Here is a 14,062-nt window from a genome sequence, read left to right as displayed (position 1 = left end):
AACAGAGAGGCCCGAAGAAACATGAAATTTCTCCAGGCCTCTGCGCAACAAGTAAATTTGGAATTTTACTTTTCAATCTCTTTTGCAATGAATCCGGCCATCACTTTGGCTGCGTGTTCGTTCGGGTGAATACTATCAGTGAAGTTCGCCCCCTGATTCAACATGTCGTGGTAAAGGTCGATCACCGGCAGACGGTTGGTTTTGGCCAGCTTTTTAACAATAGGAATCACTCCATTCACAAGGGTTGAATCGTTGATTCCCCACTTGGTTTTAAACACGGGAACCGGCAGGCATAAATAAATCTGTGGATGGGTCGGTATCGTTCTGAATGTATCGATCAAAGCCTGGTAATCCTTTTCGTACCGACCGGCATTCCAATTATAGGGTTTCGTGTCATTAGTTCCCAGCATAATAACCATGATGTTGGGTTTAAATGCAAAATCATTTGAGAACTCCTTGCAAATCCAGTACGGGAAGTCTCCCTTCTTCCGCAAAGTAGTAGCACTTCGCCCCGAATTCAATACTGTATATCCGGGACCAAGAATGCTGTCGAGTACCACCGGATATCCTGTTTTACTTTGAACCGCCAGTCCATAACCTTCCGTAATGCTATCGCCTACACAGACTACCCGGGTTACGTTTTTGGTACATGAAGACATCACCACCAGGAATCCGATAACACTCAACCCTATCAATTTCTTCATTCTATCAAGACTTTTAAATTTTCGTTTCGATACCGACTGAGAAAGAAACAGCATTCTTCCTCAGGATCCGGACGCCTGCTACAATTGGATGGTTTGCTCGTGTCCGTCGTAGTTTACTTCTATTCCCTTAACATCCGGGTCAAAAGCTTTTGGCTTTTCTTTACCTACCGGGACAATGACAAATGTTCGCTCCTTCAGCATTCCCTTGAATTGACCTTTTCGTTCGCCAATGATCAATGTCCCTTTGGCCTCGTTGTAACTGAACGGAATGTTCGAGTACGCGCCTTTTTCATAGTCATAATTTACGCCTTCATCTTCGTAAAGTGTAAACTGTCCGTTCTGCCCGCGATAAACATACAAGACAATCTTTTTCGGCAGCTTCTCATTGCTGTATTGAAGTGCTGGTCCGACCGGAATGATGGACCCTTCGTGTACAAACAATGGCATACGGTTGTACGGAGCATTCACGGTCAAAGACTGCCCGCCCTGAATCATTTTTCCTGTATAGAAATTGTACCAGTTGGTGCCTTTGGGAAAATAAACCTTGCGATTGCGTGCCTGGTAAGTATAAACAGGACAAACCATAAAAGCCGGCCCGAACATATACTGGTCACCAATGTCTTCAACGTTTTTGTCACCCGGAAAATCCATCACCAACGGTCGCATGATGGTGTAATCATCGAACCAGGTCATTCCGGCCAGGGTATAGATGTAAGGCATCAACCGGTAGCGCAATTGAGTGTAATATAAAATGGAGTTGTAGGTAGGCGTACCTTTGGGAGCAATGTTCCAGGGTTCCCGATAAGGGTATTGCCCGTGAGCCCGGTATAAAGGAGCAAAAGCACCGAACTGGTACCAACGGGTATTCAGCTCCCGCCATTCTTTGTAATCAGCATCTACTTTGCCTGTTCGGTTGTAAACCATCTGCCCTTTGACATACCGGTCTTCTACGCAGAAACCGCCGATGTCCATTGTCCAGTACGGAATACCACTGATGGAGAAATTCATTCCGGCTGCAATTTGTGCTTTCATATCCTCCCAGCGGGTAGCGATATCACCGCTCCAGGTGGCCGTGGAATAATGTTGCAGTCCGGCAAATCCCGAACGGGTTAACAGGAAAACACGTTTGTTGGGAGCCACCCCGCGTTGCCCGTTATAAATCGCCTCGGCATTCATCAACGCATATGCATTGAAATACTCTGTGGAAGGTCCCAAAGCCGTCGGGCCGCACAACTCTTTCCGGTACTTCATATCGGTGCAGTCAAGGATGTTCGGTTCACTGGCATCCATCCACCAGGCATCAATTCCCAACGGGTACAGATTGTCGTACATCTGTTTCCAGAACAATTTCCGGGCTCCTGCTGAATAAGCATCATAAAATGAACCTACATAACCGGGGCCAACCCAGTCACGAATGCTATCTTTTACAGCCTGCATGTACATCCAACCATGCTTCTCGAATTCCTTGAAATGTTGGGTTGTCGCATAAAACTTGGGCCATACGGAGATCATCATATGGGCATTCATTGCATGAATGGAGTCGACCATCGCCTTCGGATCCGGAAAACGGTTCTTATCAAATTGGTGACTTCCCCATTTTGTCTCCGGCCAGTAAAACCAGTCGAGTACAATGTTGTCGATTGGAAATTTAAGCTTCCTGAATTCTTTCAGGGTACTGACTATTTGATTTTGGGTTTTATATCGTTCGCGACTTTGCCAGAAGCCCATCGCCCACTTTGGCATAATTTGTGACTTTCCGGTTAGTGTGCGGTATCCTTTGATGACTTCGTCCATGGATTTGCCATATACAAAATAGTAATCCATTTTCTTGTTCATTTCGCTCCACCAAACCTGGCTGTTTTGCTCATCTTTTGGCAGTGGGGTTTCCACCTGTAACCCACAATAAGACTTTCCTCCGTCAGGTTTCCAGTCGACACGAATAGGAACCCGTTTTCCTGCATCCAGCTTGACTGTGAATTTGTAACTGTTGGGGTTCCATGCTGTGCGCCAACGCTCCGGCACCACTAACTTGTTATCTACATATACTTTCACATACCCTGCATAATATAATATGAGGCGGTATGTTCCACTGTGTGGTGCTTCAATTTCCCCGGTATAGGTTACATGGGCATTTTTTAAAGGGAAATTCTCCGGCAAATTCTTGACGGTTTTTATGTCCTCGAAGTAAAGTGAATCTTCGGTGCGCACCAGGTTGGGTCTGGCTTTAGTCAACGAAACATAGGTTCCGGTCAATCCGCCCGGCTTTCCATTTTCATCGTATAACTTAAAAGCCCGGTTCAGCTGCTGGTATGCACGACTGTCACCAAACCGGCTCAGTGAATAGCTGTCCCACAACAATCCATAATTCTTGTTGGAAACGATAAAAGGCACCGAAACCTTCGTATTGTACTGAAACAGTTGCTCGCTTTTTCCTTTGTAATTAAACTCGTCCGACTGATGTTGTCCCAGGCCATAAAAAGCTTCGTCAGCCGGTGAATCAAACAGTTGCCGGATGGTGTAGCCTTTTGTTCCATCTACGTCAATCGGGGTAAAGGTTCTGCCTCCGCCCTTCTTTTCAGCCAAAATAAGCTTGCCTTCCTTATCCTTGAATTTGATTCCTCCATCTGCTTTGGAAATCATGACATTCAATTTTGATGTGCTCAGGCGGATGGAATCCCCCTCGTCCTCCACCGTAAAAGGAACGGTCTTTAAGCCGGGAAAAATAATCAGGCTTGAATCCTTTGGAAAGTTTTTATCCGGAGTAGCGGAAACGTGAAACAGCTCATCTCCCAAAACCTGCAAACGAACCTTGTGGGTGGCCGTTTTTCCTTTCTGGTGCAAGTTTAGCAAAATGCCATCATTCAACTTTTGATATTGTGTAGAAGAACACGAAGCAAATAAAAGTCCAAGTAGCAGGCTTAGATATATGTTTTTCCCTTTCATCGTCAATTAGGTTTTTAGAAGAATATTCGGCCAGCTAAATTCTCAAGAAAAAGGCAGAAACAGGGAGTACAAATGTTTTCAATAGGTGGAGAAACTATTTAAACAGGCAATTTTTCTACCATGCGTGAAACATACGACCTACATCCTATTAAATTATCAACCAACACAATAACTCTTACACATATATTATCTCAACGAAAATGCCAGCGATGGCTTTCCTGACATTCGCTTTAAACCGGAGCGCTCTCCCCAGAAAAGAGCAGATAGCAACATTCACGTCTAAAAAAAGCGGTGACCTTCAAACGGCACCGCTTTTTCGTAAGGCTTTAATTCTGCTTACCCGACCAACTGTGCGTCCAGTGTAATTTCAAAACTGAGTGCCTTACTTACCGGACAATTTTCCTCTGCACCTTTGGCAATCTTTTGGAATTCGTCTTCACTAATACCCGGCACTTTGGCCCGTAACACCAGCGCCGACAGAGTGATGACACCATCCTCGATCGTTACCGTCGATTCGGTATCCAGCTGGTCCGGAGTATACCCGGCTTCAGCTAAATCACCACTCAGCTTCATCGTGAAACAACCAGCATGTGCAGCTGCCAACAGTTCTTCGGGATTCGTACCCTTGCCGTCTGCAAACCGGCTGTTAAATGAATAAGGGGTCTTTTCGAGTGTTGCGCTTTTCGTCGTTAACGTTCCTTTTCCTTCTTTAATGGTACCGTTCCAAACGGCAGTTGCTTTACGTTTCATAATGTGTATGTTTTTTGTTTTTAATTTTTTGATGGGACAAACCAAGATGTATCTCAGCACATAAAGTGTAAAAAGGTGATGATTGTGAGAACAGATAGCAAGCCAAAACAACTACCTTTTCCAGAAACATCTTAAAAGGACATGAAAAAGTAATCGTGTGCTAAGTGCAGCCGGACTCATCTCCGGCTTAATTCATCTGCTCGAAACAATGGTGCATCCACTGTGATAAGTCCCGTCTGTTCCATCGTTAGTGTAACGACGTTACGTTCACAGTTTTAAATTTTGGCTTCTGTCCCTTTACTCTACTCAACAAAGAACCATAGCAAATGATGTGCAAAACGGTAATTTTCTTCCAGAAATGCAGAAAGGTGTTATTTCCGGGCTTTCATCTATTGTCTGTGAACGCCCACTAATTCCGACGCTGCTCAATCAATTGAACTGTATATTCCATCACCCGGTCAATACCTCTTCTGTCATCCTCAAACGAATTGCCGACGACATAGTCGGGGATGATTCCCCGCCCATTGTCTATCCCCCCGGCATTGAAGAATTTCTTATACGAAACGCGCATATTGTATTTCGTATTAGGAAGTAAAAACGTATATACATCGCCATAGCAAACGGTTAAGCCTCCTGTCTCGGTTCCGATAATTTTACCGGCATGAAAACACTGAAAGGCAGAGGTAAAAAGGGTAGCACTGGAATAGGTTTTCCCGCCAATCAGCAAGTACGTGTTCCCGCTGAATCGAAGCGGATTTTGACGCAGTTTGATGTTGGACGTGTCGCGATAGTGGTAGACCATCCCCGGCTTATATTGGGCGGTGTCGATCCAGGCAAGTTGGTTTCGCTCCATCACCTCGTTGCTGATTTTTATCTGAATAGAGTCAGTCATTCGAAAACTATTCGGGGAAATATACTGCATCAGTTCGTTTCCCAGCATGGAATTTCCGCCTCCGTTTCTCCGGATATCTATGATTAAATCCGTTACATTTTTGTCCCTGATGGACCGGAAAGTAGAATCCAAAAACACTTTGAATTTTTCCGGATGTCTAAAATGGTTGAAATTGATAAGTCCGATATTGCCTGGTAAGACACGAAAGGTATAATCGGTCCCTATATTTTTTCGTAGGGCCATCAAATTCGATATCAGACCTCCTGAAGTCCGGATGGTTCGGGGAATGTCTGAACCAACTGGCTTGTACGTGATTTCGAAATCGTGAAAATTATTCCAAAGAGCCCATAACCCTGGCGAACTAAGCAAGTCGTTGCGGAAAGGAGTGTTTTCGTAACTGATCAGTTTACTTATTTGCCGAATGCACTGATCAGCAGGATGGCCATTTATTTTAAGTATTTCCGAACCTATTGGAATGTTTTTTCGATAGAAATTATTCTGAACCACAAACAGCCGGTTACCTTCTACGGCCAACCGATAAGGAAGCGTTTTTCGAAACAGGATTGAAAAGGGATTATAGGAAAAATTCCAGCCGGCCCCTGTATGTCCGTCTCTAATTTGTGCAAATACCTTCCGGAGGATTTTATAGGCCTCGACATGCGACACTTTCACTGGTAACGTCCGCTTTAGGGAATCAGTTGCTGCATCAAATTCTTTTTTGCTGATAGTCGCGTATAAATTCGGGTGAACATCTTCCATTACCCGAACTGCATAATCAATGTCAGCCACCACTTTCTCCCGGGCAAAATAGCGGGGCGTTAGCGACCATGAGACAAGGCCGGCCATCAGCAACTGAAAGGCACATGCCACGACTAAAGACCTCTGGATTCGCCTCCCATAACTAACCTGTTTGAATATCCGTTTGACCCCGTAAATAATGGTTGAGATTCCCCCAAACAACACAACAGGAAATATATACAAAGCGACAACATCATCGATAAGAAGATACCGGGGAAGCAGAAATAAGTAGAGAATTAGGGTAGCAATTAATGAAATAGATACAACTTTTTTCATCTTTCTGGTTTGGATCGGCTAAGAAAATGTTTGAATTGATGCGGAAGTTACCAATTGTTATTTTAAACTAAAAGCAGATTTTTATCACTTTTAGCCTATTAATACTCACTAGTGCTAAATCGAAGAGGTACGCGTTGGCCTACGAGAATGGAATTGATATATCATAAAAACAACAAAAGCACCCAAACCCGGAGGTCTGAGTGCTTTTCTCTATCAGGTGTTGTGTGCCCAGAACAAGACTCGAACTTGCACGCCGAAAACCGGCACCAGCCCCTCAAGCTGGCGTGTCTACCAATTTCACCATCTGGGCAGAATGTACACTTTCGTTTTGTTGAAATATTCGAAAGTGATGAAGAACTTTTGCTTCAAAAAATGCGGTGTGCCCGGAACAAGACTCGAACTTGCACGCCGAAAACCGGCACCAGCCCCTCAAGCTGGCGTGTCTACCAATTTCACCATCCGGGCATTTTTCAATAGCGGTTGCAAATGTAAAAATTTTTGGAAAACATGGACATGTTTGCCTCCCCTTTTTTGCAACTTTTTCGCCTGCTAGCGCTCGTAATCCCGTTCGAATTCGACCCGTTTTACGATACCATCCTTTGAAACATAAAATCGAGTCGTCTCGGTTTTGGTTGCCGGCGGACTCGCAAACTCATCATACTGAAAACTTCCGGTGTTGATGCGGGCCTTCCCAAGGTTCTTTTCACGGACGTAAACCATTACCTTTTCGCCGTTGGCACGATTTTCTACGCGGGTAGGCCTTCCTTCAGACAACTGTACCTGTTCCCACTTCTTCCCTTCATAAGCCCTCGTTAGTTTTCCCTGCATGCTACAGCCTGTCAGCATGACCAAACTAAGTACAACCAGTATTAAAATATGCTTCATCAAGAATGTTTTTCTCACTATGCGTTGAACGGTAAATTTACGAAGTACTGCGGATTTCACAAGAAAAGGCCGAAAACAAAAAAAGCCGGTAAAATTACCGGCTTTAAAGTGCCCAGGAAAGGACTCGAACCTTCACGGCCTTGCGGCCACTAGTCCCTGAAACTAGCGTGTCTACCAATTTCACCACCTGGGCATATCCCTAAATAGTTGAATTATTGTGTGCCCAGGAAAGGACTCGAACCTTCACGACCTTGCGGTCACTAGTCCCTGAAACTAGCGTGTCTACCGATTTCACCACCTGGGCATTAATATTTTCAGAACGTGTTGCAATGCGTTAGCTGCAATTGCGGGTGCAAATATAAATGATTTTTTAGTTATTGCTAACCTTTCAACCAAAATTTTCGTGCTGCTTGCAGCCATTTTCCTATGCATTCTGTCTTTCTTGCAGAAGGCCAAAAACTTACTTCTCCAACCAATTTTTCTCCATCTCCTCTGTTTAAAAAACGAACCGTTTATTTGGAAATATCGGAATCTTTTATGAACATTTGTTCATTTCAATCTTTTTGATTGACAACTATGTTTCACAAGAAATTAAAATAACTGAATATTATGAAAATTGCAGTACCAACCATGGATGGCGCCACCATTTCGCGCCATTTTGGTAAAACCAGAAAATTTAAAATCGTCGAGATAGAGAACAACCAGGTAGTAAAAGAAGAAATCCGTGACAACAATTTCACAGGACACGCGAAGGAACATTTCAGCCTGGATACTTCACAAATTCAACATGAACACCATCATGTTGAGGAACATCATCACTCGCACGATCATGAGCATCACCACGGCCACTCGCACGAAGGTATTTTCAGAGCATTAAACGATGTGGAAGCAGTTCTTTCAGGAGGAATGGGACAGCATCTCTATCAAGACTTCACCGCCCGCAATGTGGAGGTTATTATTACTGACGAGAACAATATTGATGCAGCTGTGCAAAAATTCATTCAAAACGATTTGCCGCACATCGACCGTTTTTGCCAGCATTAAAATGAAGAACCCCGGAAGTTATCCGGGGTTCTTCATTTATTTCTTCAGGTTGTTATTCAGGAAATCAGTAAACATCGTGTAGAGATGCATTCGGGTGTTTCCACCGTAAATACTGTGATTTCGGTTATTGTAAATCATCATCTGGAACTGCACGCCGGCCTGAACCATTGCTTCGGCAAATTCCATCGAATTTTGCAAATGCACATTATCATCAGCTGAACCATGGACCAACAACAGTTTACCTTTGATTTCAGCTGTGTGGTTCAACGGTGAGTTGTCATCGTATCCACTCGGATTCTGCTTTGGCGTCCGCATGTAGCGTTCTGTATAAATCGAGTCGTAATAGCGCCAGTTGGTAACCGGTGCTACGGCAATAGCTGCTTTGAAAATGCCGGCTCCTTTTTCCAGCGAAAGCGCAGACATGAAACCACCGTAACTCCATCCCCAGATGGCAATATTGTTTTTATCGGTATAAGGCAAAGAGCCCAAATATTTGGCCGCATCCACCTGGTCATCCGATTCCAGTTTACCTAATTCCATGTAGGTGCATTTCCGGAAATCTTCTCCCCTTGCACCGGTTCCGCGCGGATCGACACATGCCACGACATAACCGTCCTGTGCAAGGAATGAATACCAGTCGACACTGAATTTGTCGAGCACCTCCTGCGAATTTGGACCACTGTATTGTGTCATCACTACCGGGTATTTCTTATTCGGATCGAAGTTCAGCGGCTTAATCATCCAACCATTCAGCTCTACCCCTTCAGAGTTTTTGAAACTGAAGAATTCTTTCTGAGGAATCTGGTAGTCGGCCAACTTCTGCTTCAATGCAGCATTGTCTTCCAGTACCCTGATGAGCTTTCCACGATAATCGTGAAGCGTAACGTACATCGGTGTGCTCACATTGGTGAAATAGTTGATGTAATATTTGAAGCCGTTACTGAAAGCAGCGTCGTTGGTTCCTTCCTTTTTCGAAAGTTTGTACTTTTTCTTTTTGTCGAGACTAACAGCATATACTTCGCGGCGAAGTGGAGACTCTGCTGCAGCCTGGTAATAGAACAACTTCCTGTCGGGGTCATAACCGTAGAATTTGGTCACATCATAATCGCCATCAGTCAGCCGCTTGACTTTGATGCCGCTAAAATCATACAGGTAAAGGTGGTTGTAACCGTCTTGCTCGCTGGTAATCACAAAGTGTTTGTTGTCCGGAAGGAACTTCAGGTTGTCCAGAAAATCGGTTTCGATGTAGCGCTTATTTTCTTCGGTGTAAACCTTACGGGTATCGCCGGTAAACGGGTTCGCGAACAGAATATCCAGTTTGTTTTGCAACCGGTTTTCCCGGAAGACGGCCAATTCATTGCCATTGGGTATCCAGCGAATGCGCGGAATGTATTGGTCGGTTTCTTCTCCCAAATCAACATCGAGCGTTGTCCGCGATTTGATATCATACACGTGCACCGTAACCGTAGAATTCGGTTCTCCGGCCACCGGATATTTGTAGGTATAGTTCGACGGATACAAACGGTTCTTCATCAGCGTCGGATCTTCACCTTTGTACATCGGGAAACTATAGGTCGGAACGGCCTCTTCGTTGAATTTCATAAACGCCAGCTTCTTGCTGTCGGGCGACCAGGCAAATGCCTTGTTAAACTCGAACTCCTCTTCATACACCCAATCCGGTGCACCGTTGATAATATGATTTCGCTCTCCGTCGAAAGTAATCTTCCGTTCAGTTCCAAAACGGAGACTCTTGACAAACAGGTTATTATCGCGCACGAAGGCAACCCGCTCGCCGTTGGGCGAAAATGTTGCCAGCTGCTGGCGACCTTTTGTCGAGAGCGGAGTCACTTCCTTCGTGGTGAAATTGTACACGTAGTATTGGGCAGTGAACGAGCGCCGGTAAATTTTATGCTTATCGGTCATCAGCAAAACGCGCGATTCATCGGAACTGAACTCGTAATCGGTAATTTGTTTCAGGGAATCGATCTTCAAATCGGCCACCGACAAAACAGTCGCGACTTTTTTGCCCGTCTTATAACTATACTTCACGATTTCCGTTCCACCTTTCTCAAGCGTTGTGTAATGAAGGCCATCCTTCATTGAACGCAATCCTTCAACAGTTTTGGGACGGAAAGTTCCTTTTGCCACCACATCGGCCAGCGTAATCTTCTGCGCCTGAACGTGCGGGACAAAGAAAACCATCAATAATACCAGAAAAAATAAACTCTTCCGCTTCTGCATAATGTTTTGGATTAATGAAATTATATCTGTTTACTTATTTCAGCTTCCGAAATTTCCGGACCTTAAAAAGGTGCCCGAAATAAATTAACCACCAAAGATAAAAATTCAGCGCTCATTCGGGTATGTTGTAGGCAAGGGAATAAAATTCATGAAACCATAAAATTAAGCAGGAGTACAATTTTAGGAGTGTCGAGATTATGATTATCTTTGCAGGCTGAGAAGAAAACAGAGAAACAAATGATAAAAATTACACTTCCGGATAATTCTGTTAAGGAATTCGAACCTGGAGTAACCGGCTTCGAAATTGCCCGCTCCATTAGTAACCGGCTGGCAAAGGATGTTCTGTCCATTTCGGTAAACGGGCAGGTTTGGGATTTGACGCGTCCGATTAAGGAGGACGCCAGTATTAAGCTGCATACCTGGGACGACCGCGAAGGAAAGGAAACATTCTGGCACTCATCGGCTCACCTGATGGCTGAGGCAATTGAATTCTTCTATCCGGGAACCAAGTTCGGAATTGGTCCGACTGTCGACAACGGTTTTTACTACGATGTTGACCTCCCCGACGGGAAAGTTCTTTCGGATAAGGATCTGCCGCAGATTGAGAAGAAAATGATTGAGTTGGCCCGCGAAAAGAATGACATTGTCCGTCAGGAAATTTCCAAGGCTGATGCGCTGAAAACATATACCGAAAAAGGCGACCCGTACAAACAGGAGCTGATTTCGGAGCTGGAGGATGGAACCATCACCCTTTACAACCAAGGTAATTTTACCGACCTCTGTCGTGGTCCGCACTTGCCAAATACGAGCTACATCAAAGCGGTTAAGCTGACCAGCATTGCCGGTGCTTACTGGCGTGGTGATGAGCACAACCAAATGCTGACACGTATTTATGGTATTACTTTCCCGAAGCAAAAAATGCTGGAGGAATACCTGGTTATGCTGGAGGAAGCCAAGAAACGTGACCACCGTAAGATTGGTAAAGAGATGGAACTGTTTACCTTCTCGCAACGTGTTGGACTGGGGCTGCCGCTGTGGTTACCGAAAGGTGCCATGCTGCGCGACCAGCTGGAGCAGTTCCTGAAAAAGGTTCAGAAGAAATTCGGCTACGAGCAGGTAATTACTCCCCACATTGGTGATGTGAACCTGTACAAAACTTCCGGTCACTTCCAGAAGTACGGTGCCGATTCGTTTCAGCCAATTCATACCCCAGCTGATGGAGAAGAGTATTTGCTGAAACCTATGAACTGTCCTCACCACTGTGAGATTTACAGCAGCAAACCGCATTCATACAAAGATCTTCCCGTTAGAATGGCTGAGTTTGGAACGGTTTACCGTTATGAGCAGAGTGGCGAACTGCATGGATTAACCCGTGTACGTGGCTTTACCCAGGATGATGCGCATATTTTCTGCCGCCCCGATCAGCTGAAGGAAGAGTTCCTTAAGGTTATCGATATTATTTTTATTATATTTAAAGCTCTTGACTTTAAAGATTACACCGCTCAAATTTCACTCCGCGATCCGAAAAACAAAGAAAAGTACATCGGCTCGGATGAAAACTGGGAGAAAGCGGAAAGAGCAATTATCGAAGCTTGCGACGAAAAAGGTTTGAATACGGTTACCGAATTGGGAGAAGCCGCATTCTACGGCCCGAAGCTCGACTTTATGATCAAGGATGCGCTGGGACGGAGCTGGCAGTTGGGAACCATCCAGGTTGACTACAACCTGCCGGAACGCTTCGAACTGGAGTACATCGGTGCCGACGACAAACGTCACCGTCCGGTCATGATTCACCGGGCACCGTTCGGTTCGATGGAACGCTTTGTAGCTGTTCTTATCGAGCACACCGCAGGTAAATTCCCGTTGTGGTTAACACCTGAGCAAGTGGTGATTTTGCCCATCAGCGAAAAGTATAATGATTATGCGCAAAAAGTTTCAGAATCCTTAAATAATTCCGATATTCGCGCCATAATTGACGAACGTAACGAGAAGATTGGCAGGAAAATCCGTGACAACGAGTTGAAACGTATTCCCTATCTTCTTATCGTTGGTGAAAAAGAGATGGAAGAAAATACGGTTTCCGTTCGCCGACAAGGTGAAGGCGACAAGGGAACTATGCAACTTGACGAGTTCGCAGATTTTGTTAATAAAGAAGTTCGCGAACAATTGTCAGCCTTTTATAGTTAACCGTAATACTAATTAATCAAAGGAGGATTTAGCCATAGCAGTAAAAAGAGGCAGAGGCCCAAGGCCAAAAAGAGAAGACAAACTGAGTTTTCGGACGAATGAGCAAATTCGTGTTCCGGAAGTTCGCGTGGTAGGTGAAAATGTAGAAAATCCGGGAGTTTATCCCACCAGAGAGGCATTACGCATGGCTGATGCCATGGAACTTGACCTGGTGGAAATTTCCCCGAAAGCTGCACCGCCGGTTTGTCGTATCACCGATTATCAAAAGTTTCTTTATCAGCAGAAAAAGAAACAGAAGGAATTGAAAGCCAAAGCAACCAAGATTGTTGTCAAAGAGATTCGTTTCGGTCCAAACACCGACGATCACGATTACAACTTCAAGCTAAAGCATGCAGAGAAATTCCTTCAGGATGGTGCAAAGGTCAAAGCATTTGTGTTTTTCAAAGGTCGCTCGATTCTTTTTAAAGAAAAGGGAGAAATCCTGTTATTGCGGTTTGCACAAGATCTGGAAGAGTTGGGCGCTGTAGAGCAGATGCCAAAACTCGAAGGAAAACGAATGACCATGTTTATTTCGCCTAAGAAGAAGAAGTAATTCGAATTTAAAGATTAGACTGTAATGCCTAAGATGAAAACAAATCCCGGTGCTAAGAAGCGTTTCAAACTCACCGGGAGTGGAAAAATCAAAAGGAAGCACGCGTACAAAAGTCACATTCTGACAAAGAAAACGACTAAGCAGAAGCGTAACCTCACTTACTGGGGTACTGTAGCCGACGTTGACAAGGCTGCCGTGAAGAAGCTTCTCGCAATGAAATAATGTATTTCATTCCTTTTGAACAGAGATTAGAAAATATTAGTTACTAACCGGATGATGAGCAACTAAGTGGTTTTGAAACAATAAACCCGCCATTATTCAAATTGTAGAAATTATGCCAAGATCAGTAAATCATGCGGCGTCGAGAGCACGTCGCAAGAAACTCCTGAGCGAAACCAGAGGTTACTTTGGTTCCAGGAAAAATGTCTGGACGGTTGCTAAAAACACATACGAGAAAGGTCTTCAGTATGCGTACCGTGACAGAAAGAAAAAGAAAAGCCACTTCCGCGCATTGTGGATTCAGCGTATCAACGCTGCTGCACGTGCCGAAGGACTCTCCTACTCACAGTTTATGGGTAAACTGAAAGCAGCTAACGTCGAAATCAATCGTAAGGCTCTGGCCGATTTGGCTATGAACCACCCGGCTGCATTCACTGCCATTGTTGAGAAGGTAAAATAAATTTTTTCGGATTAGGTGAAATAAACATTCAGATATAAGGGAAGCTCTAAATGAGCTTCCTTTTTTTATGT

11 protein-coding genes and 4 tRNA genes are annotated in these 14,062 nt (G+C 44.5%); 5 read left to right on the top strand and 10 right to left on the bottom strand.

The genetic code is table 11. The features are described 5' to 3' along the window. Positions 1–65: 65 nt before the first annotated feature. The 9 genes from CLV93_RS12950 to CLV93_RS12910 form a co-directional block, all read right to left on the bottom strand. Positions 66–704 carry a DUF459 domain-containing protein gene (locus CLV93_RS12950; protein WP_170108937.1) on the bottom strand — a complete coding sequence of 213 codons (639 nt, stop codon included), beginning with the start codon at positions 702–704 and terminating at the stop codon, positions 66–68. 78 nt (positions 705–782) lie between these two features. Beyond that, positions 783–3,647, bottom strand: coding sequence for a TIM-barrel domain-containing protein (locus CLV93_RS12945; RefSeq protein ID WP_106542621.1), 2,865 nt, complete (start codon positions 3,645–3,647; stop codon positions 783–785). Positions 3,648–3,983: 336 nt separating this feature from the next. Continuing rightward, on the bottom strand, positions 3,984–4,397 hold the full coding sequence (locus CLV93_RS12940) for an OsmC family protein (RefSeq protein ID WP_106542620.1): 414 nt from the start codon (positions 4,395–4,397) through the stop codon (positions 3,984–3,986). Positions 4,398–4,806: 409 nt separating this feature from the next. Continuing rightward, positions 4,807–6,363, bottom strand: a complete 1,557-nt coding sequence (locus CLV93_RS12935; protein WP_106542619.1) for a S41 family peptidase — start codon at positions 6,361–6,363, stop codon at positions 4,807–4,809. Between the two features lie 225 nt (positions 6,364–6,588). Next, a tRNA-Leu gene (locus CLV93_RS12930) sits at positions 6,589–6,673 on the bottom strand. Positions 6,674–6,743: 70 nt separating this feature from the next. Further along, a tRNA-Leu gene (locus CLV93_RS12925) sits at positions 6,744–6,828 on the bottom strand. Positions 6,829–6,912: 84 nt separating this feature from the next. Continuing rightward, positions 6,913–7,248: a hypothetical protein gene (locus tag CLV93_RS12920; protein WP_106542618.1), complete on the bottom strand. Its 336-nt coding sequence runs from the start codon at positions 7,246–7,248 to the stop codon at positions 6,913–6,915. Positions 7,249–7,357: 109 nt separating this feature from the next. Next, positions 7,358–7,441: transfer RNA gene (locus CLV93_RS12915), tRNA-Leu, on the bottom strand. A gap of 27 nt (positions 7,442–7,468) precedes the next feature. Next, a tRNA-Leu gene (locus CLV93_RS12910) sits at positions 7,469–7,552 on the bottom strand. Between the two features lie 305 nt (positions 7,553–7,857). Between CLV93_RS12910 and CLV93_RS12905 the strand changes: the two genes are divergently transcribed. After that, positions 7,858–8,292, top strand: a complete 435-nt coding sequence (locus CLV93_RS12905) for a NifB/NifX family molybdenum-iron cluster-binding protein (RefSeq protein ID WP_106542617.1) — start codon at positions 7,858–7,860, stop codon at positions 8,290–8,292. A 36-nt stretch (positions 8,293–8,328) separates the two neighbouring features. Here the strand turns inward: CLV93_RS12905 and CLV93_RS12900 are convergent, their stop codons facing one another. Continuing rightward, positions 8,329–10,533, bottom strand: a complete 2,205-nt coding sequence (locus CLV93_RS12900; protein ID WP_106542616.1) for a S9 family peptidase — start codon at positions 10,531–10,533, stop codon at positions 8,329–8,331. A 237-nt stretch (positions 10,534–10,770) separates the two neighbouring features. Here CLV93_RS12900 and thrS point away from each other — a divergent pair, with 237 nt between their 5' ends. The 4 genes from thrS (at position 10,771) to rplT (ending at position 13,991) form a co-directional block, all read left to right on the top strand. Further along, positions 10,771–12,720 (top strand): threonine--tRNA ligase, encoded by a 1,950-nt coding sequence (gene thrS, locus CLV93_RS12895; protein ID WP_106542615.1) that lies wholly within the window; start codon positions 10,771–10,773, stop codon positions 12,718–12,720. A 34-nt stretch (positions 12,721–12,754) separates the two neighbouring features. Next, positions 12,755–13,312 (top strand): translation initiation factor IF-3, encoded by a 558-nt coding sequence (gene infC / locus CLV93_RS12890; RefSeq protein ID WP_170108948.1) that lies wholly within the window; start codon positions 12,755–12,757, stop codon positions 13,310–13,312. Between the two features lie 24 nt (positions 13,313–13,336). After that, on the top strand, positions 13,337–13,534 hold the full coding sequence (rpmI, locus tag CLV93_RS12885; RefSeq protein WP_106542613.1) for a 50S ribosomal protein L35: 198 nt from the start codon (positions 13,337–13,339) through the stop codon (positions 13,532–13,534). A gap of 112 nt (positions 13,535–13,646) precedes the next feature. Continuing rightward, on the top strand, positions 13,647–13,991 hold the full coding sequence (gene rplT / locus CLV93_RS12880) for a 50S ribosomal protein L20 (RefSeq protein ID WP_106542612.1): 345 nt from the start codon (positions 13,647–13,649) through the stop codon (positions 13,989–13,991). Positions 13,992–14,062: the final 71 nt, after the last annotated feature.

This window comes from Prolixibacter denitrificans (assembly GCF_003014495.1).
GTDB lineage: Bacteria > Bacteroidota > Bacteroidia > Bacteroidales > Prolixibacteraceae > Prolixibacter > Prolixibacter denitrificans.
The sequence above is the reverse complement of the archived record's forward strand: the minus strand, read 5'-3'. Positions and strand labels throughout refer to the sequence as shown.

Bases quoted from the DNA above. Each gene is read 5' to 3' on its own strand.
- CLV93_RS12905 (WP_106542617.1), top strand. From the start codon at position 7,858: ATGAAAATTGCAGTACCAACCATGGATGGCGCCACCATTTCGCGCCAT.
- CLV93_RS12920 (WP_106542618.1), bottom strand. From the start codon at position 7,248: ATGAAGCATATTTTAATACTGGTTGTACTTAGTTTGGTCATGCTGACA.
- rplT (WP_106542612.1), top strand. From the start codon at position 13,647: ATGCCAAGATCAGTAAATCATGCGGCGTCGAGAGCACGTCGCAAGAAA.
- CLV93_RS12935 (WP_106542619.1), bottom strand. From the start codon at position 6,363: ATGAAAAAAGTTGTATCTATTTCATTAATTGCTACCCTAATTCTCTAC.
- rpmI (WP_106542613.1), top strand. From the start codon at position 13,337: ATGCCTAAGATGAAAACAAATCCCGGTGCTAAGAAGCGTTTCAAACTC.
- CLV93_RS12950 (WP_170108937.1), bottom strand. From the start codon at position 704: ATGAAGAAATTGATAGGGTTGAGTGTTATCGGATTCCTGGTGGTGATG.
- CLV93_RS12900 (WP_106542616.1), bottom strand. From the start codon at position 10,533: ATGCAGAAGCGGAAGAGTTTATTTTTTCTGGTATTATTGATGGTTTTC.
- CLV93_RS12940 (WP_106542620.1), bottom strand. From the start codon at position 4,397: ATGAAACGTAAAGCAACTGCCGTTTGGAACGGTACCATTAAAGAAGGA.
- CLV93_RS12945 (WP_106542621.1), bottom strand. From the start codon at position 3,647: ATGAAAGGGAAAAACATATATCTAAGCCTGCTACTTGGACTTTTATTT.
- thrS (WP_106542615.1), top strand. From the start codon at position 10,771: ATGATAAAAATTACACTTCCGGATAATTCTGTTAAGGAATTCGAACCT.